The sequence below is a fragment of the Pseudomonas sp. B21-054 genome, from assembly GCF_026016345.1.
Taxonomy (GTDB): domain Bacteria; phylum Pseudomonadota; class Gammaproteobacteria; order Pseudomonadales; family Pseudomonadaceae; genus Aquipseudomonas.
Map to the genome: position 1 here is coordinate 2,809,884 of NZ_CP087204.1, position 21,631 is coordinate 2,831,514.

Annotated in this window: 18 protein-coding genes and 1 pseudogene; 6 read left to right on the forward strand and 13 right to left on the reverse strand. The window is 60.2% G+C overall.

The window, feature by feature from the left end; translation table 11 throughout:
- Positions 1-83 precede the first annotated feature (83 nt).
- The 3 genes and pseudogenes from LOY70_RS12705 to LOY70_RS12715 all read right to left on the reverse strand — a co-directional run bounded on the left by LOY70_RS12705 (position 84) and on the right by LOY70_RS12715 (position 2,491).
- The gene (locus LOY70_RS12705; RefSeq protein WP_265037159.1) at positions 84-572 is read right to left on the reverse strand and encodes a GFA family protein; all 489 of its coding nucleotides are present in this window, start codon (positions 570-572) and stop codon (positions 84-86) included.
- A gap of 199 nt (positions 573-771) precedes the next feature.
- Positions 772-1,386, reverse strand: coding sequence for a DNA-3-methyladenine glycosylase family protein (locus tag LOY70_RS12710; RefSeq protein WP_265037161.1), 615 nt, complete (start codon positions 1,384-1,386; stop codon positions 772-774).
- 23 nt (positions 1,387-1,409) lie between these two features.
- A pseudogene (locus tag LOY70_RS12715) lies at positions 1,410-2,491 on the reverse strand (bifunctional transcriptional activator/DNA repair enzyme AdaA).
- 147 nt (positions 2,492-2,638) lie between these two features.
- On the opposite strand from LOY70_RS12715, the gene LOY70_RS12720 reads away from it, so the two are divergent.
- Both LOY70_RS12720 and LOY70_RS12725 read left to right on the forward strand, forming a co-directional pair.
- On the forward strand, positions 2,639-3,097 hold the full coding sequence (locus LOY70_RS12720) for a hypothetical protein (protein WP_265037163.1): 459 nt from the start codon (positions 2,639-2,641) through the stop codon (positions 3,095-3,097).
- A gap of 173 nt (positions 3,098-3,270) precedes the next feature.
- Positions 3,271-3,858, forward strand: coding sequence for a LysE family translocator (locus tag LOY70_RS12725; protein ID WP_265037165.1), 588 nt, complete (start codon positions 3,271-3,273; stop codon positions 3,856-3,858).
- 39 nt (positions 3,859-3,897) lie between these two features.
- Here the strand turns inward: LOY70_RS12725 and LOY70_RS12730 are convergent, their stop codons facing one another.
- Positions 3,898-4,722: a helix-turn-helix transcriptional regulator gene (locus tag LOY70_RS12730; protein ID WP_265037166.1), complete on the reverse strand. Its 825-nt coding sequence runs from the start codon at positions 4,720-4,722 to the stop codon at positions 3,898-3,900.
- 137 nt (positions 4,723-4,859) lie between these two features.
- Here LOY70_RS12730 and LOY70_RS12735 point away from each other — a divergent pair, with 137 nt between their 5' ends.
- Positions 4,860-5,822, forward strand: a complete 963-nt coding sequence (locus LOY70_RS12735) for a sensor domain-containing diguanylate cyclase (protein ID WP_265037168.1) — start codon at positions 4,860-4,862, stop codon at positions 5,820-5,822.
- Between the two features lie 307 nt (positions 5,823-6,129).
- Here LOY70_RS12735 and fabI read toward each other — a convergent pair whose 3' ends face one another.
- The 8 genes from fabI to gloB form a co-directional block, all read right to left on the reverse strand.
- Positions 6,130-6,924 (reverse strand): enoyl-ACP reductase FabI, encoded by a 795-nt coding sequence (gene fabI, locus LOY70_RS12740; protein WP_207283146.1) that lies wholly within the window; start codon positions 6,922-6,924, stop codon positions 6,130-6,132.
- 19 nt (positions 6,925-6,943) lie between these two features.
- Positions 6,944-8,554, reverse strand: a complete 1,611-nt coding sequence (locus LOY70_RS12745; protein ID WP_265037171.1) for an ABC transporter ATP-binding protein — start codon at positions 8,552-8,554, stop codon at positions 6,944-6,946.
- A gap of 1 nt (position 8,555) precedes the next feature.
- The gene (locus LOY70_RS12750) at positions 8,556-9,575 is read right to left on the reverse strand and encodes an ABC transporter permease (protein ID WP_265037173.1); all 1,020 of its coding nucleotides are present in this window, start codon (positions 9,573-9,575) and stop codon (positions 8,556-8,558) included.
- A gap of 1 nt (position 9,576) precedes the next feature.
- On the reverse strand, positions 9,577-10,650 hold the full coding sequence (locus LOY70_RS12755; protein WP_123341432.1) for a microcin C ABC transporter permease YejB: 1,074 nt from the start codon (positions 10,648-10,650) through the stop codon (positions 9,577-9,579).
- A gap of 4 nt (positions 10,651-10,654) precedes the next feature.
- The gene (locus LOY70_RS12760; protein ID WP_265037176.1) at positions 10,655-12,511 is read right to left on the reverse strand and encodes an extracellular solute-binding protein; all 1,857 of its coding nucleotides are present in this window, start codon (positions 12,509-12,511) and stop codon (positions 10,655-10,657) included.
- The gene (locus tag LOY70_RS12765) at positions 12,508-14,340 is read right to left on the reverse strand and encodes an extracellular solute-binding protein (RefSeq protein WP_413776633.1); all 1,833 of its coding nucleotides are present in this window, start codon (positions 14,338-14,340) and stop codon (positions 12,508-12,510) included. Before LOY70_RS12765 ends, LOY70_RS12760 begins: the two co-directional genes overlap by 4 nt.
- Before the next feature lie 263 nt (positions 14,341-14,603).
- Positions 14,604-16,052 (reverse strand): transglycosylase SLT domain-containing protein, encoded by a 1,449-nt coding sequence (locus LOY70_RS12770; RefSeq protein ID WP_123413813.1) that lies wholly within the window; start codon positions 16,050-16,052, stop codon positions 14,604-14,606.
- 99 nt (positions 16,053-16,151) lie between these two features.
- Positions 16,152-16,919, reverse strand: coding sequence for a hydroxyacylglutathione hydrolase (gene gloB, locus LOY70_RS12775; protein WP_265037178.1), 768 nt, complete (start codon positions 16,917-16,919; stop codon positions 16,152-16,154).
- A gap of 65 nt (positions 16,920-16,984) precedes the next feature.
- On the opposite strand from gloB, the gene LOY70_RS12780 reads away from it, so the two are divergent.
- The gene (locus tag LOY70_RS12780; RefSeq protein WP_123413811.1) at positions 16,985-17,743 is read left to right on the forward strand and encodes a methyltransferase domain-containing protein; all 759 of its coding nucleotides are present in this window, start codon (positions 16,985-16,987) and stop codon (positions 17,741-17,743) included.
- 87 nt (positions 17,744-17,830) lie between these two features.
- Entirely contained in the window at positions 17,831-18,283 is a 453-nt protein-coding gene (gene rnhA, locus LOY70_RS12785) for a ribonuclease HI (protein WP_122565618.1), read from the forward strand.
- A gap of 85 nt (positions 18,284-18,368) precedes the next feature.
- Here the strand turns inward: rnhA and LOY70_RS12790 are convergent, their stop codons facing one another.
- Positions 18,369-20,414, reverse strand: coding sequence for a patatin-like phospholipase family protein (locus LOY70_RS12790; RefSeq protein ID WP_265037182.1), 2,046 nt, complete (start codon positions 20,412-20,414; stop codon positions 18,369-18,371).
- 263 nt (positions 20,415-20,677) lie between these two features.
- Here LOY70_RS12790 and dnaQ point away from each other — a divergent pair, with 263 nt between their 5' ends.
- The gene (gene dnaQ, locus LOY70_RS12795; protein ID WP_265037184.1) at positions 20,678-21,442 is read left to right on the forward strand and encodes a DNA polymerase III subunit epsilon; all 765 of its coding nucleotides are present in this window, start codon (positions 20,678-20,680) and stop codon (positions 21,440-21,442) included.
- Positions 21,443-21,631: the final 189 nt, after the last annotated feature.

Sequence of the window (21,631 nt, forward strand, 5' to 3'; positions counted from 1 at the left end):
GTGTACACATTATTTGTGAACACTGAAGAGTTAAATGTGGGAGCGAGCTTGCTCGCGATGGGGCCTTATGCAGCACTGCATCTCTAAGTGACCAGCCCCAGGCGTTCATGCCACTGGGCAATGGATTCCTCGGGATAGACATCGAACTGCTGGTCGCCCTTATGCGCCTCGACCTCCACCCACGGTGCCTTGGAACCGAGCATCAGGTGGGTGTGCTCCGGCGGTACCGGCAGTGGTGTGTCGATGGCTGAGGCAAACGGGTGCACCAGTTCCGGCCATTCGGGGCTGAACAGCCATAGTCCCGAGCCACAAAGGGAACAGAAATGCCGTTCGGCACTGCTGCGATGAGCACGTTTTTCACCTTCATCCTTGAGCCGCGCATGGTAGATCGAGATGTGTTTGCGACCGCGCACCTTCAGGCTCTGGGCATCGCCCCCCAGGTTGATTGCAAAACCACCACCGCCCTGGGTCTTGCGACAGATCGAGCAGTAGCAGCGTTGATAAGGGTAGGGGTGGGCACAGGCCAGGCTGAATGACACCGCGCCGCAGTGGCAGGATCCTTCGAGCTGCATGGGAACCTCCAATCAGGGTTGGAATGATTCTGGGCAGTCTAGACGGTCAATGTTTTACCGTTGAATTGAGAGTGGCCCTGCAATCGCCTTCGCGAGCAAGCCCGCTCCCACAGGGGATTTGTGTCGTTCGCCAATTTCCTGCCCGCTTGCGGTCAGTGTGGGAGCGGGCTTGCCCGCGAAGGCGTCAGTGCAGGCAATATCACTTAGGCACCCGCCACAAATACCACGCCGCCACCGTCCGATAAGGGCTCCAGGCCAGGCCGATCTCGACCATCTGCTTGCGGCTGGGTTGGTGCTCCAGCCCCTTCATCCGTCGATAGCCCTCGCGCACGCCAAAGTCGTCGGCCGGCAGGATGTCGGGCCGCTCCAGGCTGTAGATCAGCAGCATTTCCACAGTCCAGCGCCCGACGCCGCGCAACGCGGTCAGGCGCTCGATCAGGGCTTCATCTTCCATGGCCAGTGCCGTGGCGTAATCCGGCACCCCCCCGTCCAGGGCCGCCTGGGCGATGCCCTGGATGGTCGCGATCTTGCTGGCGGAAAACCCACAGCTGCGCATTTGCGCAAAGGCAGTCGCCAGGATCTGCGCAGGCCTGGGAAATGTCAGCGCCGGGAACAGCGCCAGCAGCCGACCGAGAATCGCATCGCCGGCCTTGGCGTGCAGTTGCTGATAGGCAATCGCCCGCACCAGGGCTTCATAGGGATCACGGGCCGGTTTGGGTTGCAACAGGCAGGGGCCAGTCGCCTCGACATGATGGCGCCAATCTTCGTCCAGGCCCGCCAGAAAAACACTGGCGTCATGGTAGGGCACAGGCATCAGGTGCTCGTTCTCCAGGTCGATCAAAACGCCAGCGGTAGCGAGACCTGCACGGCGGCTTTTTCCAGTCGCAACAGAAACGCCTTGCGCGGCTGTCCGCCACCATAACCGGTCAACGAGCCGTCTGCACCGATCACCCGGTGGCAGGGGATGACGATGGCCAGGCGATTCTGTCCATTGGCCAGGCCCACGGCGCGGCTGGCACCAGGACTGCCCAGGGCCGTGGCGATGCCGCCGTAGCTGCGGGTTTCGCCGTAGGGGATTTTTTGCAACTCGGCCCAGACCCGCGCGGCGAAGGCGCTGCCGGGCATGTGCAACGGGACGCTGAACGCAGTGAGTTTCCCGGCGAAATAGTCGGCCAGTTCGGTTTCGATCTGTTGCAAATGAGCGTTGTGCCCCGGCGCGACCGTGTAGCCGTAGCGCTGCTGCAACTCTTCGATTTCCCGGGTCAGGGCCGGGCGGTCGAGGAATTCCAGCAGCACCAGGCCACGCCGTTCGGCCATGGCCAGCATCGGCCCCAATGGCGTGGTCAGGCGGGTAAACAACAAGGGTTCGCTGAGGGCGGCGCGGCCCGGTGTGATGTGGAAGGATTTGACGAAGGCGTCCCGAAAACCGCTCAACGACTCATAACCGGAATCAAACGCAGCATTGTCGATGGAAGTGCCGTCCTTGATACCGCCCAGGGCAATGCCCAGACGTCGGGTCCGCAGGTAAGCGTGAAAGGTCATGCCGAAATGTTGCTTGAACCAGCGCCGCAGTTTCAGCGGTTCGATGCCTTGTTCCAGCAGCAGGGCGTCGGTCCAGCGCAGGTCGGGTTCGGTGTCCACCGCCTTGAGCAGGGCCTGGATCCAGTCCGGCGCGATGGCAGCGGCGTCCAGGGGCTTGCAGCGCAGGCAGGCCCGGTAGCCGGCCGACATGGCTTCGTCGGCATGGGCGAAGAACTCCACATTCTCCGGCTTCGGCTTGCGCGCGGTGCAACTGGGACGACAGAAGATGCCGGTGGTCTTGACCGCAGTGAAAAACACCCCTCGTAGGCGGTGTCTCGTTCGAGCATGGCGCGGACCATCTCGGCGTGGGGCGGGAGCAGCGGGTCTTGTAGGTTCATGGGGCCAAAGCATAGAACCGTGCCTGGAACGACTCCACCGGAAAATCGACAGTGAATTTTCCGCGCAGTTGGTCGGATGCTCACGAACAAAAGTTGAACCATTGAGTCTTAAAGGTTCAACCGCTGTTTTTGTCTTTCGGAGACATCATGTCCAAACATAAGAAATCCCTGATCGCTGTTGCTGTCTGTGCCTTGATGCTGGGTGCCTCGGCCTTGCTGCCCGCCGACCTGTCGCTCATTGGTGCGAGCTACGCCGCCGGCGGTGGCAATGGTGGTGGTCATGGCGGTGGCGGTGGTGGTGGCAATGGTGGCGGTAACGGTGGCGGCAAGGGCGGTGGCAAATCCGGCGAATCCAGCGGCCTTGGCAAGGGCCTGGATAGCGACCACGTCGGCACCGCTACGCGCGACCATGGCGTGAGCGGCAAGCATACCGGTACCACCCGCACCGACCGAACCAGCAAGGCTTCGCTCACGTCGGGCATCGCCAAAGACCGCGATACCCGTGGCTTGACCAAGGCTTCCGCGATTTCCACGGCTACTCCGGGTACCCACAACACCAAGGGCCTGACCAACGCGACCAGTTCTTCGATCAAGAACGACCGCTGATCCCAAAAAAAGCCGCGATGCCTGATTCAGGCGTCGCGGCTTTTTTGTGGGCGCAGGCTTTGCTTCGATGGGTGAACTCACCGTGGATCCCTTATGAGGCAGTTTTCTTCAATACCGGCAGCAACGGGCGATTTACCTTGATCGCCACTTCACAGATATGAAGAAGGTTTGCGATGAGTCTGATTCTTTCCATGGCGGCGTTTGCCTTGGTCGCCTCCATTACGCCTGGGCCGGTCAACATTGTGGCCCTCAGTTCCGGGGCCCGGTATGGGTTTCGAGCGACCTTGCGCCATGTGGCGGGAGCGACCCTGGGGTTTGTCTTGCTGCTGGTGCTGATGGGGCTTGGGTTGCATGAAGTGCTGCAACGCTGGCCCGGGCTCACGCGGGTGGTGCAACTGGGGGGCGTGGCGTTTCTGTTGTTCATGGCATGGAAGTTGGCGTTGGACAACGGGCACCTGGGCGCCAAGGACGAGGGTCGGGCGCCGTCGATGTTCTACGGCGCGCTGATGCAATGGCTCAATCCCAAGGCCTGGCTGGCCTGCGTGGCGGGGATGGGCGCGTTCGTGGCCGATGGCGAGGCACGGCTGGTGTGGCAGTTTGCGGCAGTCTACCTGGTGATCTGTTACATCTCGGTGGGCTGCTGGGCTTATGCCGGCAGTTTTCTGCGCTCCTGGCTGGGCAATCCGGCGAGCCTGCGCCTGTTCAACCGAGCGATGGCGGTGTTGCTGGTGGCAAGCGCGGTGTATTTGGTGTTGCCTTGAGGCGGGGTCCGCTGTTGTGGTCGGAACAGCAGGAGAAGCTCAACCGCGATACTGGCCCGGCGTGGCCGCCAGGTGTTGCTTGAAGGCCCGCTGGAAATGCGCCTGGTCGGCAAACCCGCTCTCCAGCGCCACGTCGGCGATCAGCTTGCCTTCGCGTAATTGGCGGCGGGCGAACTGGATCCGGCGATTGACCAGGAAAGCATGGGGCGTCATCCCGTAATGACGCTTGAAGGCGCGACTCAGGTAGGACGGCGAGAGTTGCGCCGCGGTGCAGATGTCCTCGAGCTTCAACGCTTCGCTGCAATGGTCGTGGATGAACTGCGCCGCGCGCATCAAACCCGGATGGCTGCCCCGGTCCGGACGGCCGGCAGGGTTGAGCCGTTGTTGCAGGTCAGTGAAAAACGCCTCGGCGGCGATGCGCTTGCGGTCGGTGTCGATCTGCTCATCCACCAGTTGCCCATACAACCCTTGCAGCGCGGCAAACAGCTCGACATCACGGCTGTGGGTTGTGGCAAAGCTCTGGAACTCCAGGGTTTCATCGAAGCCGATGCGGCGTTGCAAACCCCTCAGCCATTGGGTATCGACGTACAGCATCACATACGACCACGGCTCATCGTCGACCGGGTTGCACGCATGGACATCGCCGGGGTTCATCAGCACCACCGTGCCGCACTGCACCTGGAAATTCGACCGCTCATGAATGTAGGTGCTGCGCCCGGCGGTGATCGCTCCGATGGAAAAATGGTCGTGGGAGTGGCGTGAATAGCAGACCTTGCGCCCATCGGCGATGGCCCGGGCTTCGATGAAGGGCAGGGCCGCGTCGTGCCAGAAGCGTGGGGCGGCGTCATGGGTGGCGTGCTTCATCGGTCAGCGTCCTCGTCTTGAACCTGTGAAGCAGTGTATTAGGCCACGCCGGCAAATGCCCGATTGATTTGGCCGTTCGGTTTGATCGGCAGTGGCCCTGAACTAGACTCCATGAAGTCCCGCCCATGGAGTTCCCGATGCTTGCGCCAGGTAAACCGGACAACGAGGCCGTTCGCCTCAAGAATCTGCATTCGCTCAAGCTGCTCGATACCGCACCCGAAGAGCGGTTTGACCGCCTGACCCGCCTCGCCCGGCGTCTGTTTGACGTGCCCATCGCCCTGGTGTCCCTGGTGGACGCCAACCGGCAGTGGTTCAAGTCCAGTGCCGGCCTGGATGCCAGCGAAACCCCGCGTGAAGTTTCCTTTTGTGGGCATGCGATTTTGCAGGATCAGATCCTGGAGATCTGCGACGCGGAACAGGACGAGCGCTTCCACGACAATCCGTTGGTCACGGACAAGCCTGGCATTCGCTTCTACGCGGGGTATCCGTTGGGGCTGGCCGATGGCAGCAAGCTCGGTACGTTGTGCCTGCTCGATACCCGACCGCGCACGCTTAATGACGAAGAGCGCGAGCTGCTGCGTGACCTGGCGCGCATGGCCGAGCAGGAAATGATTGCCGTACAGATGGCGAGCATGGACGAACTGACCCTGCTGTCCAATCGGCGCGGCTTCAAGATGCTGGCCCAGCACGCATTGAGTGTTTGCGACCGTCTGTCGCGCCCGGCGACGTTGCTGTTCTTCGATCTCAATGATTTCAAATCCATCAATGACCGCTTCGGGCATGCCGAGGGCGATGCTGCGCTGAAGGCGTTCGCCGATGTGCTGCGCATCGCCTTTCGCGAAAGCGATGTGATCGGCCGTTTGGGTGGCGATGAGTTCGTGGCGTTGCTCACCGGCTCTTCCCATGTCGAGACCTCGGCGGTTGTGGCGCGGCTCAAGGAAATCCTCGATGAGCGCAATGCGATGCTGCATCGTGGCTATGACATCCACTTCAGCGTGGGCCAGATCGAATACGACCCCCGGCAGCATTCGTCGATCTACAACCTGTTAGCCGAAGCGGATGCGGCCATGTATGCCCAGAAACAGGCGCTGCGGCGCTGACTGTGAAGTCGGGTTGACGGCGTACATTCAGCGTTGATGCAAGCTGACCCACCGCCATCGCGAGCAAGCTCGCTCCCACAGGGGATGTGGGGTGGGCGCGACTTCTATGAACACCCGGGACCAATGTGGGAGCGGGCTTGCCCGCGAAGGCGTCAGCACAGCCAACATCAATGCAAGCTGACCCACCGCCATCGCGAGCAATCTCGCTCCCACAGGGGGATTGCGGTGACTGGGAAATAGGGGGACAAAAAACGCCGTTTGTCCTTTTCAGGGCAAGCGGCGTTTTTATGCAGGGCTGACGCGAAGATTACTCTTCGAGGTTGCCCATGGCGGTGGTGTTGAAGCCGCCGTCCACGTACATGATTTCACCGCTGATGCCCGACGCCAGGTCCGAGCACAGGAAGGCGCCGGCGTTGCCGACTTCTTCGATGGTGACGTTGCGACGCAGTGGGGTCTGCGCTTCGTTGGCGGCCAGCATCTTGCGGAAGTTCTTGATGCCGGAGGCGGCGAGGGTGCGGATCGGGCCGGCCGATACGCAGTTGACGCGGGTACCGTCCGGGCCCAGGGAGCCGGCCAGGTAACGCACGCCAGCTTCCAGGGAAGCCTTGGCCATGCCCATGACGTTGTAGTTCGGCATGGTGCGCTCGGCGCCCAGGTACGACAGGGTCAGCAGGCTGCCATTGCGGCCTTTCATCATTTCGCGACCGGCCTTGGCCAGGGCCACGAAGCTGTAGGCGCTGATGTCGTGGGCAATGCGGAAACCTTCGCGGGTGGTGGCTTCGGTGAAGTCGCCGTCCAGCTGGTCGCCCGGGGCGAAGCCCACGGAATGCACGATGCAGTCCAGGCCGTCCCACTTCTTGCCCAGTGCTTCGAAGACCTTGGCGATTTCTTCATCGCTGGCCACGTCGCATGGGAAGCACAGTTCAGGGCTCGAGCCCCAGCCTTGTGCGAACTCTTCGACACGACCCTTGAGTTTGTCGTTCTGATAAGTGAAGGCAAGCTCAGCGCCCTCGCGATGCATGGCGGCGGCGATGCCGGATGCGATGGACAGCTTGCTGGCGACACCGACGATCAGTACGCGCTTACCGGCGAGAAAACCCATGTGTTGCTCCTCTTTCAGGTTATTCGGCAGCTGTTGGGGCCAGGAAGGCGGCCTCCAGCAACTGCTGTGTATAGGGGTGTTGCGGCGCGGCGAATATGCTGCGGGCATCACCTTGTTCGACCACTTGGCCATGCTTGACCACCATCAACTGGTGGCTCAGCGCTTTGACGACAGCCAGGTCATGGCTGATAAACAGGTACGTCAGGTTGTACTTGGTTTGCAGCGACCGCAACAGCTCCACCACCTGGCGTTGCACGGTACGGTCCAGGGCCGACGTCGGTTCATCCAGCAGAATCAACGCCGGCTTGAGCACCAGGGCCCGGGCAATGGCGATACGCTGCCGTTGCCCTCCGGAAAATTCATGGGGGTAGCGGTTCCGGGTTTCCGGATCCAGGCCTACCTCCTTCAATGCCGCGATTATCGCTTGTTCCTGTTCGGCTTCGCTGCCGATCTTATGGATCCGCAGGCCTTCACCGACGATCTGGCTCACACACATCCTTGGGCTCAGGCTGCCGAACGGGTCCTGAAACACCACTTGCATCTCCCGGCGCAGCGGCCGGACCTGCTGCTGCGTCAGGCTGTCCAGCTGCTTGCCTTCGAAGCGGATCCCGCCTTGGCTGCCGATCAACCGCAAGATCGCCAGGCCCAGGGTGGACTTGCCGGAACCGCTTTCGCCGACGATGCCCAGGGTCTGGCCCTGGGGCAGGCTGAAGCGGATACCGTCCACGGCCTTAATGTAGTCGACCGTGCGCTTGAACAAACCTTTCTTGATCGGGAACCAGACTTTCAGGTCCTCGACCTGCAACAGCGGCGGGCCGACGACGTTGGTCGCCGGGGTGCCGCTGGGCTCGGCGGCCAGCAGTTCCCGAGTGTACGGATGCTGCGGCGCGCGGAACAACTCTTCGCACGATGCCTGTTCGACGATGCAACCGCGCTGCATGACACATACGCGGTGAGCAATTCTTCGCACCAGGTTCAAATCGTGGCTGATCAGCAGCAGCGACATGCCCAATCGCGCCTGCAATTGCTTGAGCAATTCGAGGATTTTCAGCTGGACGGTGACGTCCAGGGCCGTGGTCGGCTCGTCGGCGATCAGCAGTTCCGGCTCGTTGGCCAGGGCCATGGCGATCATCACCCGCTGGCGCTGGCCACCGGATAATTCATGGGGCAGGGCCTTGAGGCGCTTGTGGGGCTCGGGAATGCCGACCAACTCCAGCAGCTCAAGAGTCCGGCGGGTCGCGACCTTGCCGCTCAGGCCCTTGTGGATACCGAGCACTTCATTGATCTGTTTTTCAATGCAGTGCAGCGGATTCAGGGATGTCATCGGCTCCTGGAAGATCATCGCGATCCGGTTGCCCCGGATATGACGGATGGTTTTTTCTTTCAGCCCCAGCAAGTCCTGCCCGGCATACTGGATGGTCCCGCTTGGATGATGGGCCAGCGGGTAGGGCAGCAGCCGCAGGATCGAGTGGGCGGTGACCGACTTGCCGGAGCCGCTTTCACCCACCAGGGCCAGGGTTTCGCCGCGCTTGATATCGAAGCTGACGCCCTCGACCACCCGCTGACGGCGTTCGCCGACAATGAACTCCACCGCCAGGTCGCGCACTTCGATCAGATTGTCCTGGTTCATATCACTTCCTCGGATCGAAGGCATCGCGAGCGGACTCGCCGATGAACACCAACAGGCTCAGCATCAGGGCCAGCACGGCGAACGCACTCATGCCCAGCCATGGCGCCTGGAGGTTGGATTTGCCCTGGGCCACCAGCTCGCCCAGGGACGGCGCGCCGGGAGGCAAGCCGAAACCGAGGAAATCCAGGGCGGTGAGGGTGCCGATGGCGCCGGTGAGGATGAACGGCATGAAGGTCATGGTCGAGACCATGGCGTTGGGCAAGATGTGGCGGAACATGATCGCCCCGTTCTGCATGCCCAGCGCCCGCGCTGCACGCACGTATTCCAGGTTGCGTCCGCGCAGGAACTCGGCGCGAACCACGTCCACCAGGCTCATCCAGGAAAACAGCAGCATGATCCCCAGCAGCCACCAGAAGTTCGGTTGCACGAAACTGGCGAGGATGATCAGCAGGTACAGCACTGGCAGCCCGGACCAGATCTCCAGGAAGCGCTGGCCGGCCAGGTCGACCCAGCCGCCATAGAAGCCCTGCAAGGCGCCGGCGATCACGCCGATGATCGAGCTGAGCACCGTCAGCGTCAGGGCGAACAGCACCGAGATGCGAAAGCCGTAGATCACCCGCGCCAGGACATCGCGGCCCTGGTCATCGGTGCCCAACCAATTCACGGAGGAGGGTGGCGCCGGGGCCGGGACCTTCAGGTCGTAGTTGATGCTCTGGTAGCTGAACGGAATCGGCGCCCACAGCACCCAGGCGTCCTTGGCCGCCAGCAATTCACGGATGTACGGGCTCTTGTAGTTGGCTTCCAGCGGGAATTCGCCGCCGAAGGTGGTTTCCGGGTAGCGCTTGACGGCCGGGAAATACCAGCCGCCGTCGTAGTGCACCACCAGCGGCTTGTCGTTGGCGATCAACTCGGCGCCCAGACTCAGGGCGAACAGGATCAAAAACAGCCACAGCGACCACCAGCCACGCTTGTTGGCCTTGAACAGTTCGAAGCGCCGGCGATTGAGAGGGGACAGGTTCATCTCAATGCTCCCGGCTTTCGAAGTCGATACGCGGATCGACAAAGGTGTAGGTCAGGTCGCCGATCAGTTTCACCACCAGCCCCAGCAGGGTGAAGATGAACAGGGTGCCGAACACCACCGGGTAGTCACGGTTGATGGCTGCTTCGAAACTCATCAGCCCGAGGCCGTCGAGGGAGAAAATCACTTCCACCAGCAAGGAACCGGTGAAGAAGATCCCGATGAACGCCGAAGGGAAACCGGCGATCACCAGCAGCATGGCATTGCGAAACACGTGGCCGTAGAGCACCCGATGACGGGTCAGGCCCTTGGCCTTGGCGGTGACCACGTATTGCTTGTTGATTTCGTCGAGGAAGCTGTTCTTGGTCAGCAGGGTCATGGTGGCGAAGTTGCCGATCACCAGGGCGGTCACGGGCAAGGCCAGGTGCCAGAAGTAATCGAGGATCTTGCCGCCCGTGCTCAGTTCGTCGAAGTTATTGGAGGTCAGTCCGCGCAACGGGAACCAGTCGAAATAACTGCCGCCGGCAAACACCACGATCAGCAGGATGGCGAACAGGAACGACGGGATCGCATAGCCGACGATGATCGCCGAACTGGTCCACACGTCGAAGTGGCTGCCGTGCCGCGTGGCCTTGGCGATCCCCAGCGGGATCGACACCAGGTACATGATCAATGTGCTCCACAACCCGAGGGAAATGGACACCGGCATCTTTTCCTTGATCAGGTCGATGACCTTGGCATCGCGAAAGAAACTGTCGCCGAAGTCCAGGTGGGCGTAGTTCTTGATCATGATCCACAGGCGTTCGGGGGCCGACTTGTCGAAGCCGTACATGCGCTCGATTTCCTTGACCAGCGCAGGATCCAGGCCCTGGGCGCCGCGATAGGAGGAGCCGGCCACCGAGACTTCGGCACCGCCGCCGGCAATGCGGCTGGTGGCGCCTTCGAAGCCTTCGAGCTTGGCGATCATTTGCTCTACCGGCCCGCCGGGCGCGGCCTGGATGATGACGAAGTTGATCAACAGGATGCCGAACAGAGTCGGGATGATCAGCAGCAGCCGCCTAAAGATATAAGCCAGCATCGGGTTACTCCACGCTCGCAGGAGCGGTGTTGATCTGTTGTTCCATGACTTGCTTTTCTACCTCGATGGCCGGCTTGGTGTCCGGCTTGACCCACCAGGTGGTGGTGCCGATGTCATAGGTCGGCGTGATTTTCGGATGGCCGATGTGGTTCCAGTAGGCGACGCGCCAGGTCTTGATGTGCCAGTTGGGAATCACGTAGTAGCCCCATTGCAGGACCCGGTCCAGCGCCCGGGCGTGGGCCACCAGGCTCTTGCGCGAATCGGCGTTGATCAGTTGCTCCACCAACTGGTCGACGGCCGGATCCTTCAGTCCCATGGTATTGCGGCTGCCGGGCTTGTCGGCGGCGGCCGTCATCCAGAACTCACGCTGCTCGTTACCCGGCGAGCTGGATTGCGGGAAGCTGCCCACCACCAGGTCGAAGTCCCGGGAGCGCACACGGTTGATGTACTGGGACACGTCCACACGGCGGATCACCAGTTCAATGCCCAGGTCGCTCAGGTTGCGCTTGAACGGCAGCAGCACTCGCTCGAACTCGGTCTGGGCCAGCAGGAACTCCAGCACCACCGGTTTGCCTTGGGCATCGACCATTTTGTCGTCGACGATGCGCCAGCCGGCCTCTTGCAGCAATTGGTAGGCCTTGCGCTGGTGGTCGCGGATCATGCCGCTGCCGTCGCACATCGAAGGCTGGAAAGCTTCGGTGAAGACCTGCTCGGGAACCTTGCCGCGCAGGGGTTCTAGAATCTTCAGTTCGTCTTCGCCGGGCAGGCCGGTGGCGGCCATTTCCGAATTTTCGAAATAGCTGCGGGTGCGGGCGTAGGCGCCGTTGAACAGTTGCTTGTTGGTCCACTCGAAATCCAGCAGCAGGCTCAAGGCCTTGCGCACCCGCACATCCTGGAAGACCGGTCGGCGCAGGTTGTAGATAAAGCCCTGCATGCCGGTGGGGTTGCCGTTGGGGATCTGCTCCTTGATCAGCCGACCCTCGGTCACGGCGGGGATGTTGTAGGCGTTGGCCCAGTTCTTGGCGGTCATTTCCAGCCAGAAATCGAACTGCCCGGCTTTCAGGGCCTCGACCGCGACGGTGTTGTCGCGGTAGTAGTCGGTGGTCAGTACGTCGAAATTGTAGAAGCCACGATTGACCGGCAGGTCCTTGCCCCAATAGTCCTTCACACGTTCATAGCGAATCGAACGCCCGGCCTTCACTTCGGTGACCTTGTAGGGCCCGCTGCCAAGGGGAATCTCCAGGTTGCCTTTGTTGAAGTCGCGCTCGGCCCACCAGTGTTTTGGCAATACCGGCAATTGGCCGAGGATCAACGGCAATTCGCGGTTGTTGGTGTGCTTGAACTTGAACAGCACTTTGAGCGGGGTTTCGGCGATCACTTCGGCGACGTCGTTGTAATAGCCGCGGAACATCGGCGCGCCGTCCTTGGTCAGGGTCTGGAAGCTGAAGACCACGTCTTCGGCGCGCACCGGATGACCGTCGTTGAAGCGCGCTTCGGGGCGCAGGTAGAAGCGCACCCAGCCATTGTCGGGGGCTTTCTCGATTTTTTCGGCGATCAGACCGTATTCGGTGAAGGGTTCGTCCAGGCCCTGCTTGGCCAGGGTGTCGTAGATCAGGCCGATGTCATCGGCCGGTACACCTTTGCTGATGAACGGGTTGAGGCTGTCGAAGCCGCCAAACCCGCCCTGGCGGAACACGCCGCCCTTGGGCGCGTCGGGGTTCACGTAGTCGAAATGCTTGAAGTCGGCCGGGTATTTCGGCGGTTCGTTGTACAAGGTCAAGGCGTGCTGCGGCGCAGCGCAGGCCAGCCCGGCGAATAACAGGCTGCTGGCCTGCAGGAGCAGGGCGCGAAAAGGCTTCATTGATCTTTCTCCGAAGATTTCAGCCACCATGCGCTCAGACCCAGGGTATAGGGCGGCGTGGTGACGAAGGCGAACCGGTTGCGGTACGCCAGGCGATGATAATTGAGATACCAGTTGGGAATGCAGTAATGCTGCCACAGCAGTACGCGATCCAGGGCCTTGCCGGCGGCGACCTGTTCGTCACGGGTTCGGGCGGCCAAGAGTTTTTCCAACAAGTGATCGACCACGGGGTTGGCGATCCCCGCGTAGTTCTTACTGCCCTTGACCCCGACCTGGCTGGAATGGAAGTACTGCCATTGTTCCAGGCCCGGACTGAGGGTCTGGTTCAAGGTCAGCAGGATCATGTCGAAGTCGAACTGGTCCAGCCTCTGTTTGTACTGGGCGCGGTCCACCGTGCGCAGCCGGGCCTGGATGCCGATGCTGGCGAGGTTTTCAACGTAGGGCTGCAGGATGCGCTCCAGGTTCGGATTTACCAAGAGGATCTCGAAGGTCAGGGGCTGGCTGGCGGCGTTCACCAGTCGCTGGCCGTTGAGGGTCCAACCGGCTTCCTTCAATAAGCTCAAGGCTTTGCGCAGGGTTTCCCGGGGGATGCCGCGACCATCGGTCTTGGGCAGGCTGAAGGGTTCGGTGAGCAGTTTGGGCGGCAATTGTTCACGGTAGGGCTTGAGCAACAGCCATTCGTGGCCCACCGGAAGGCCGCTGGCGGAGAATTCGCTGTTGGGGTAATAGCTGAGAGTGCGTTTGTAGGCGCCGCTGAACAGCGTGCGGTTGGTCCACTCGAAATCGAACATCAGCCCCAAGGCCTCGCGAACCTTGGCCTCGGCAAACGTGCCGCGCCGGGTGTTCATGAACAGGCCCTGGGTCTGGGTCGGGATCTGGTGGGGTATCTGTGCCTTGATCACATCGCCGCGCTTGATCGCCGGAAAGTCGTAGCCGTTGGCCCAGTTCTTGGCCTGGTGTTCGATGTAGATGTCGAACTCGCCGGCCTTGAAGGCTTCGAAGGCGACTTCGCTGTCGCGGTAGAACTCCACCTCCATTCGGTTGTAGTTGTATTTGCCGCGATTGACCGGCAGGTCCTTGCCCCAGTAATCCTTGACCCGCTCGAACACCAGTTGGCGACCCGGCTGCACTTTGGTGATGCGATAAGGCCCGCTGCCCAGGGGCGGCTCGAATGTGGTGGCCTTGAAGTCGCGGTCTTTCCAGTAATGCTGGGGCAGCACCGGCAGCTCACCCAGGCGCAGGATCAGCAGCGGATTGCCCGCGCGCTTGAAGACAAAGCGGATTTTCAGCGGGTTGAGAATATCGACTCGCAGCACTTCCTGCAGGTTTGTGCGGTATTGCGGGTGACCGTCCTTGAGCAGGGTTCTATAGGAGAACGCCACGTCATAGGCGGTGATCGGCACACCATCGTGAAATCGCGCTTCGGGCCGCAAGTTGAACACCACCCAACTGCGGTCTTCGCTGTACTCCACCGATTGGGCGATCAGGCCGTAGCTCGACGTCGGTTCATCACCGGACGGTGCGTACTGGCCGGTGCCGACCATCAGTGGCTCGTTCAGTTCGTTGATGCCGTATTGCAGGAAATTCGGCGTGGAGACCGGGCTGCTGCCCTTGAAGGTGTAGGGGTTGAGCGTATCGAAGGTGCCAAATGCCATGACCCGCAAGGTACCGCCCTTGGGCGCTTGCGGATTGACCCAGTCGAAGTGGGTGAATCTGGCCGGGTACTTGAGCGTGCCGAACTGCGCATAGCCATGGCTTTCGCTGATGGTTGCGCTGGCGGGAGAACTCAAGGCCAGGCTGATCAGGAGCAGGAGGAGGGGACGTATCAAGTCTGAGATTCGATCCAGGCGGCTTGGGCTTTTATGGCCTGTACAGTAACAGCTTGTATCGGCAGGAAAAAGGCGGGGATAGGGAGAGAGCCGTTGGTTCAGTGGTTCCTGCCGAGCACAGCACTTGTGGCGAGGGGATTTATCCCCGCTGGGGCGCTAAGCGGCCCCCTCGCTCTGTCTGGGACATCGTCAATTGGGGCTGCTTCGCAGCCCAACGGGGATAAATCCCCTCACCACAAAAATCCCCTCGGCCACCGCGAGGCTTAGTGGGGGGAGTAAACCGTCAGCATCTGCCCAGGCTTGAGGGCCTTGCCCATCCGTGGATTCCAGCGCTTGAGGTGCTGCATTTCGACGTTGAAGCGCTTGGCCACTACGTACAACGAGTCGCCCTGCTTGACCTTGTATTGGGTCTGCTTCTTTTGATCCTTGCTGTTGGCGGCGACCACGGTGCTGATGCGCTTGCCGGTGGCCTTGGTGGCCTTGGTGTCCTGCATCACCAGGGTCTGGCCGACCTTGAGTTTATTGCCACTGAGCTTGTTCCAGCGTTGCAGGTCTTTGGTCTGGACATTGTTGGCCTTGGCAATCTGGGCCAGGTTATCGCCGCGCTTGACGCGGTAGCTGCGCCTGGCGCCTTCCACGTCGCTGTCATCGGCGCTCTCGAACACCGGCTTGAGCGAGCGCTGGCTGATCAACTCTTCCGGACGCATGGTCGACAGGCTGGCGGTCAGCAACTGGGCCTTGGACGTGGGCACCAGCAGGTGTTGCGGACCGTCGATGGTGGTGCGCTGCTTGAAGGCCGGGTTGAGCTGGAACAGTTCGTCTTCGTCGATGTTGGCCACCGCCGCGACCTTGGAAAGGTCCATGCGCTGGTTGATTTCGACGACCTGGAAATACGGTTCGTTGGCGATCGGGTTGAGGTTCACGCCATAGGCATCGGGGGAGAGCACCAACTGGGATAACGCCAGCAGCTTCGGCACGTAGGCCTGGGTTTCGCTGGGCAGCGGCAGGTTCCAGTAATCGGTGGGCAGGCCAAGCTTTTCGTTGCGCTCGATGGCGCGGCTGACCGTGCCTTCGCCTGCGTTGTACGCCGCCAGCGCCAGCAGCCAGTCGCCGTTGAACATGTCGTGCAGGCGCGTCAGGTAGTCCATGGCGGCCGTGGTGGACGCGGTGATATCGCGACGGCCGTCATAGAAGCGGGTCTGGCGCAGGTTGAAGTAACGCCCCGTGGACGGGATGAATTGCCACAGCCCCACCGCATTGGCCCGGGAATAGGCCATCGGGTTGTAGGCGCTCTCGATCACCGGCAGCAGCGCCAGCTCCAGCGGCATGTTGCGTTCTTCGAGGCGTTCGACGATGTAATGGATGTACAGGCTGCCACGCTCGCCGGCGTTTTCCAGGAAGGACGGATTGCTGGCGAACCACAGGCGCTGTTGCTCGATACGTGGATTGACGCCGGCGGTTTCTTGCAGCTGGAAGCCCTGGCGCATGCGTTCCCAGACGTCCTGGGGCACTTGAGGGGTAGGTTTTTCAGTGAGCCAGATCGGTTTTTGCTTGGCGCGAGCGGCGATGTTCGGCGTGTGGGCCGCGTCGGTTTGCGGCGCCTGGCCCGTGCTCTGGCAGCCCGCCAGGGTGGCGGACACAGCCACCGCAATGGCTTGAGCCAAGCGGGTCAATGTGTCTGACTGGACGGACCTGCGTATAGATGACGACATTGGCTGGAAGTAAGTTCCGGGCAAAAATGTCGGCCGATTCTAGGAAGCGCACCCCAACAGGTCAACCATTCAGAATTTTTGTATCAATCGATAGCGCCCTTAGAACTTATCTTTCCAAGCCCTCAAGGCCGCAAAAACCTCGGTCGGCGTCTCGTTACGCTGGCCGTTCCGTTCGTCTGCTTTTTGTTTAACAGATGTTTCGGCGGTGCGCAGGAAGGGATTAGTGAGCTTTTCCAGGGCCAGGGTCGAGGGCAGGGTAATGACGCCTTCGTGGCGTTGCCGGCTGACTTTTTCCAGACGGGCGGTGATATCTGGATTGCCCGGTTCCACCGCGGCGGCAAACTTCAGGTTGCTGAGGGTATATTCATGGGTGCAGTAGACCAGCGTATCTTCGGGCAGGGCGGCGAGGCGGCTGAGGGAGTGGTACATTTGCCCAGGCGTCCCTTCGAAGAGCCGGCCGCAACCGGCGGCAAACAGCGTGTCGCCACAAAACAGCAGGCCGTGGTGGTAGTAGGCGATATGCCCCAAGGTGTGTCCCGGTACGGCGTAGACCTCGAAATCCAGGCCGAGCACGCTGAGCGTGTCGTGGTCATTGAGCGCCACATCCCGCGCCGGGATGTTTTCACTGGCCGGGCCATGGACGGTGGCGCGCGTTGCGTTTTTCAGCACCTCGACGCCGCCGACATGATCATGGTGATGGTGGGTGATCAATATGTCGCTCAAGGCCCAGCCTGGGTGGGCGTCGAGCCAGGCTTGCACGGGCGCGGCATCACCCGGGTCGACCACGGCGCAGCGTTGGGTCGCGTGATCCTGTAGCAACCAGATGTAGTTATCGGTGAACGCGGGCAGGGCACTGATCTGTATCATCGCGGAATTCGCCAAGCGGAAAACAAAGGCGCATCTTAGAACTTCCTGACGCGTTGGAGAATGCAATGACCGATGAAGCGTTCGCTCAGGCTGATCCTGACTGGCTGGCGTTGATCAGCGCGGCCCGTGAATGGCTGTCCGGCCCTGTCGGGCAATTTTTGCTGGAAGAAGAACGGCGCATGCTCGAAGACGAGCTGGGCCGGTTCTTCGGCGGCTACCTGGTGCATTACGGGCCTTCGGCGCAGACGCCGCCGTCGGCACCGCAGGTCCAGCGCAATGTCCGCCTGGGAGCGCCATTGCCCGGGGTAGAGATTGTCTGCGAAGAGCAGGCCTGGCCCTTGAGCGAGCACGCCGCCGACGTGGTGGTGCTGCAGCACGGCCTGGATTTCTGCCTGTCGCCCCACGGCTTGCTGCGTGAAGCCGCCAGCAGCGTGCGTCCCGGCGGGCATCTGTTGATCATCGGCATCAACCCCTGGAGCAGTTGGGGGTTGCGGCACGTGTTCGCCCACGATGCCTTGCGCCAGGCGCGCTGCATCTCGGCCTCGCGGGTCGGCGACTGGCTGAACCTGCTGGGCTTCGCGCTGGAGAAACGCCGCTTCGGGTGCTATCGTCCGCCGCTTGCGTCGCCCAAGTGGCAGGCCCGTCTGGCCGGTTGGGAGCGCAAGGCCGGTGACTGGCAGTTGTCCGGTGGTGGTTTCTATTTGTTGGTGGCGCGCAAGATCGCGGTCGGGCTGCGCCCGGTTCGTCAGGCGCGACGCGAGCCGATGGGCAAGCTGATTCCTTTGCCGATGGCCAAGGTCAATCGTCGCCACATCGAGCCGTAACCCTTTTCTGATGGCCTGCCGGCATTTCGGCTTCGGGCGGTGTCGCCCCGATCGGCGGGCCTTTGCATTTTTTCTGGATAGATTGGCATGAGCGATAGCGTAGAACTCTTCACTGATGGCGCCTGCAAGGGCAATCCCGGCCCCGGCGGCTGGGGCGCGCTGCTGGTGTGCAAAGGGGTGGAGAAGGAACTCTGGGGCGGTGAAGCCAATACCACCAACAATCGCATGGAGCTGATGGGCGCCATCCGTGGCCTGGAAGAACTCAAGCGTTCCTGTGACGTTCTGTTGGTCACCGACTCGCAGTACGTCATGAAGGGCATCAATGAGTGGATGGCCAATTGGAAGAAGCGCGGCTGGAAGACGGCCGCGAAGGAGCCGGTGAAAAACGCCGACCTCTGGATGCTGCTGGACGAGCAGGTCAACCGTCACAACGTCACCTGGAAGTGGGTGCGCGGCCACATCGGCCACCACGGCAATGAACGGGCCGACCAACTGGCCAACCGCGGGGTGGATGAGGTGCGGGGCTACAAGCAGGCTTGACGGGACACCACGCCAGCTCTGGAGGGCTGGCGTGGTTCATGGCTACGGAGCCAAGGCGATAAAGGTGAAGCTTGGCACCCTTGGGCTAAAAATCAGATGAGCCAGTGGAAGCACTTTCTATTGGAGTCCAGGATTTGAAAGGTTGTCCTGCCGGGCCTTGTTCCGAGAGGCTGATCCTGCGTCCAATATCATAACCCAACGCTCGATGACCATTAACTTGTGTTCTGGGGTAGTTGATGTCTTTGGTGGCGACTTGGGGGAAGCGATCACACCCGCCAAACCAGTCACGTTTGCATTCGGAAAGCTCCTCCATGTAGAGCCAGATTGCTTCGCAGGAGAAGTCATTGCCGTCATCGCAATTCGACAGCCTCTCTCGCCAGTGAGTATTTGGAGGCATAGCTGTTTCATTGATTGATAGTTTTACGTACAACACTCGCATGCGGTTCTCTGGTGTGCACCCTTGATTCGGACAAATGTCAAAGCGAAAAAAAGGATTGGCGCTGATAAAGTTGAAGTCGAGATCCTGTCGTGTGAACGTTGTGCAGGCATCTGCATCTAAAAACTTGTCGGGAATTGTTGCAGTACCTTCTACCTTGTAAAATTTTAGTCCTTCCTCTTTGCCGAGGTGGCATCGTAAACGCTGTAAAGCATCAAAAACAGCCAGGCGTTTATCGCCTGCGCTAGTCGCTTCGTGTTCTGCATCGATCGTGATAATGTTTTTAACGCGTCTTTTAATCAATGCGTACATGCCCAGATTTTCCGAGTGGCCACCATCGCTTAAGTAAACGGAGTCTCGAGTTTCATCATATTTTTGATTCGCGGCAAAGTAGAACGGAAAGGGAAGCGCTTTATGCCAGGCTCTCGTTGCTGGCGCGACACGAGGATTGGTCACATATTGACCTAGCGATAGATTCAATGCGTCAGCGGTCGCGTCCAAGCCAACGTAAACCAAAGGCAGGTCGGATAACTTCAATGCGTCGACGGCAGCCCCCGACATCATAACGGCTTCGGATAGTTTAGGGGCTTCAGCGGGGTGACAGAGCACGTCATAGGTGTCTCTATTTTTTTTGTCTTGATAGTCACAATAACCAAACGCGGTATTACCGTAGGCTAAAGGTGAGAACTCATAGACGACGCTTGCCAGGTCCGAATTAAAGCCAGCTAAATCGGATGTGCGCAACCATTCAATATTCCCTCCATAGGCGGCTGTTGTATTAATGATGAAAAAGGGTATTTCCCCTAGCTTTGCGGCATTCGCCAGTTCGTCATAATTGGGTAGCGGCTTACCTAAAGTGGAGTGCCAGCCTGTCGGGAAAGCACCAAAAGTTCTCGCTATTCCTTTTTTATAGGCTGATTCCCAGGGATTAAGATTGAGCTGCCATCGAAAAAGTCCATTGGCGATCATGTTAAGTGGGACGGAGGGAATCCAAAGCGCTGTGCGCGCGGTCATCTCGCCTAGATAGGCACTTCGATCGATGAACGCACCGTAATATGAGTCCTGTGTCTGAGTGATCAAATAGCTGTTGTTCTCTATGTAGGTTTGGAATCGTCTGCTTGTCGGGCTGGCATTTTCAGGCCTGGCCATTGGCTCAATGTTCGAACCGTCTCTCGCGGCGGGGTAGACATAGTAGCTTTTGAATAGCTCTTCGGGGGAGGCGCTGTACGCTTGGTAGTTTGTTGCCCCAAAGAGTTGGTTGACGAGCCATAAGTTGGCATAACTGCCTCCTGATACAGAAGACACAATATCGATTTGATCAAGAATCCCCTGTTTTTGCAGCCCTGCGAGAACGCCAATGGAGAAGGTGGCTGAGCGCATTCCTCCACCAGATAATGAAAGGCCAAGCTCTGGACGATAGTCTGTGATTTCCTTTCCCGTGCAGGTGTCGGCGCTTGTATCGGGCTTCGCATAAAGTTGTTGGCGATAGGATTTTAGGTGGCAGTTTTCGGCCGCTCTTAAAGTAGTGCTTCTTTTTTCATAGCGCGCAGGGTCTGGTATTTCACTGTCGGTACGACCGAGATCAGGTCGGTCGTCAAGTGATGCGCAGCCAGATAACAGTATGAAAGCGGAAGTTGCTAATTTTGCGCCAGCACGACCGACTAGTTTGTAATTGCATTGACAGGTGTGAGGCATGTCACGCTCCTTATGAGTTCTGGCGGTGACTGGCCGCCAGTTGTCTGAGGCTAGCACCTGGCTGGCGCTATGCCATTATTTGCCGGGTATGGGCCCATTTGTGCTGGGGCTGACGCTTGAATGGGGCTGAGTCGGTGGAGGCCGGGTTCTAGAGAAAATGGACCGTTCGTTGGTTAATACCTGGGTCCCAGATAAATCCCTCACGGCAAGAGCGTGTTAACATCCGCGCTTTTGCAAGCATGCCCGTTGAGAGCTGAACACTGATGGCCAACAGATCTGTTGTACTGGATACCGAAACCACCGGCATGCCGGTGACCGATGGTCACCGGATTATCGAAATCGGCTGTGTCGAGTTGATCGGCCGACGCCTGACCGGTCGCCATTTCCACGTTTACCTGCAACCGGACCGTGAAAGTGACGAAGGCGCCATCGGCGTCCACGGCATTACCAACGAGTTCCTGGTGGGCAAACCGCGTTTCGCCGAAGTGGCCGATGAGTTCTTCGAATTCATCAAGGGCGCGCAGTTGATCATCCATAACGCGGCGTTCGACGTTGGTTTCATCAACAACGAATTCGCCTTGTTGGGCCAGCACGACCGCGCCGACATCACCCGGCATTGCACCATCCTCGATACCCTGATGATGGCTCGGGAACGTCACCCGGGGCAGCGCAACAGCCTCGATGCCTTGTGCAAGCGCTACGATGTCGACAACTCTGGCCGGGAACTGCACGGCGCCTTGCTCGACTCCGAGATCCTGGCCGATGTCTACCTGACCATGACCGGCGGCCAGACCAGCCTGTCCCTGGCCGGCAACGCCTCGGACGGCAACGGTACCGGCGAAGGCTCGGGCAACCAGGCCACGGAAATCCGGCGCTTGCCCGCTGACCGCCAGCCATCCCGGATCATCCGCGCCAGCGAAAACGACCTGGCCGAACATGCCGCGCGTCTGGAAGCCATCGCCAAGTCCGCCGGTGCTCCGGCACTGTGGACGCAGTTGGTCGAGGCGCAGGCCCCGGCGAACGGATGACACCCTTTTTGTGGGAGCGAACTTGCTCCCACAAAGTTATCCATCGTTCATTTTTCGCCACAATCGCCAGTACCTTCTAACCTGAGGTAACGGGCAGGCTACGGATCCCGCTTGATGTGTGAAGATTTGCAAGGCAAGGGCAATGGATGGCAACTCGCCGTTGGTTGTCTCAAGGAATGAGGACTTTCC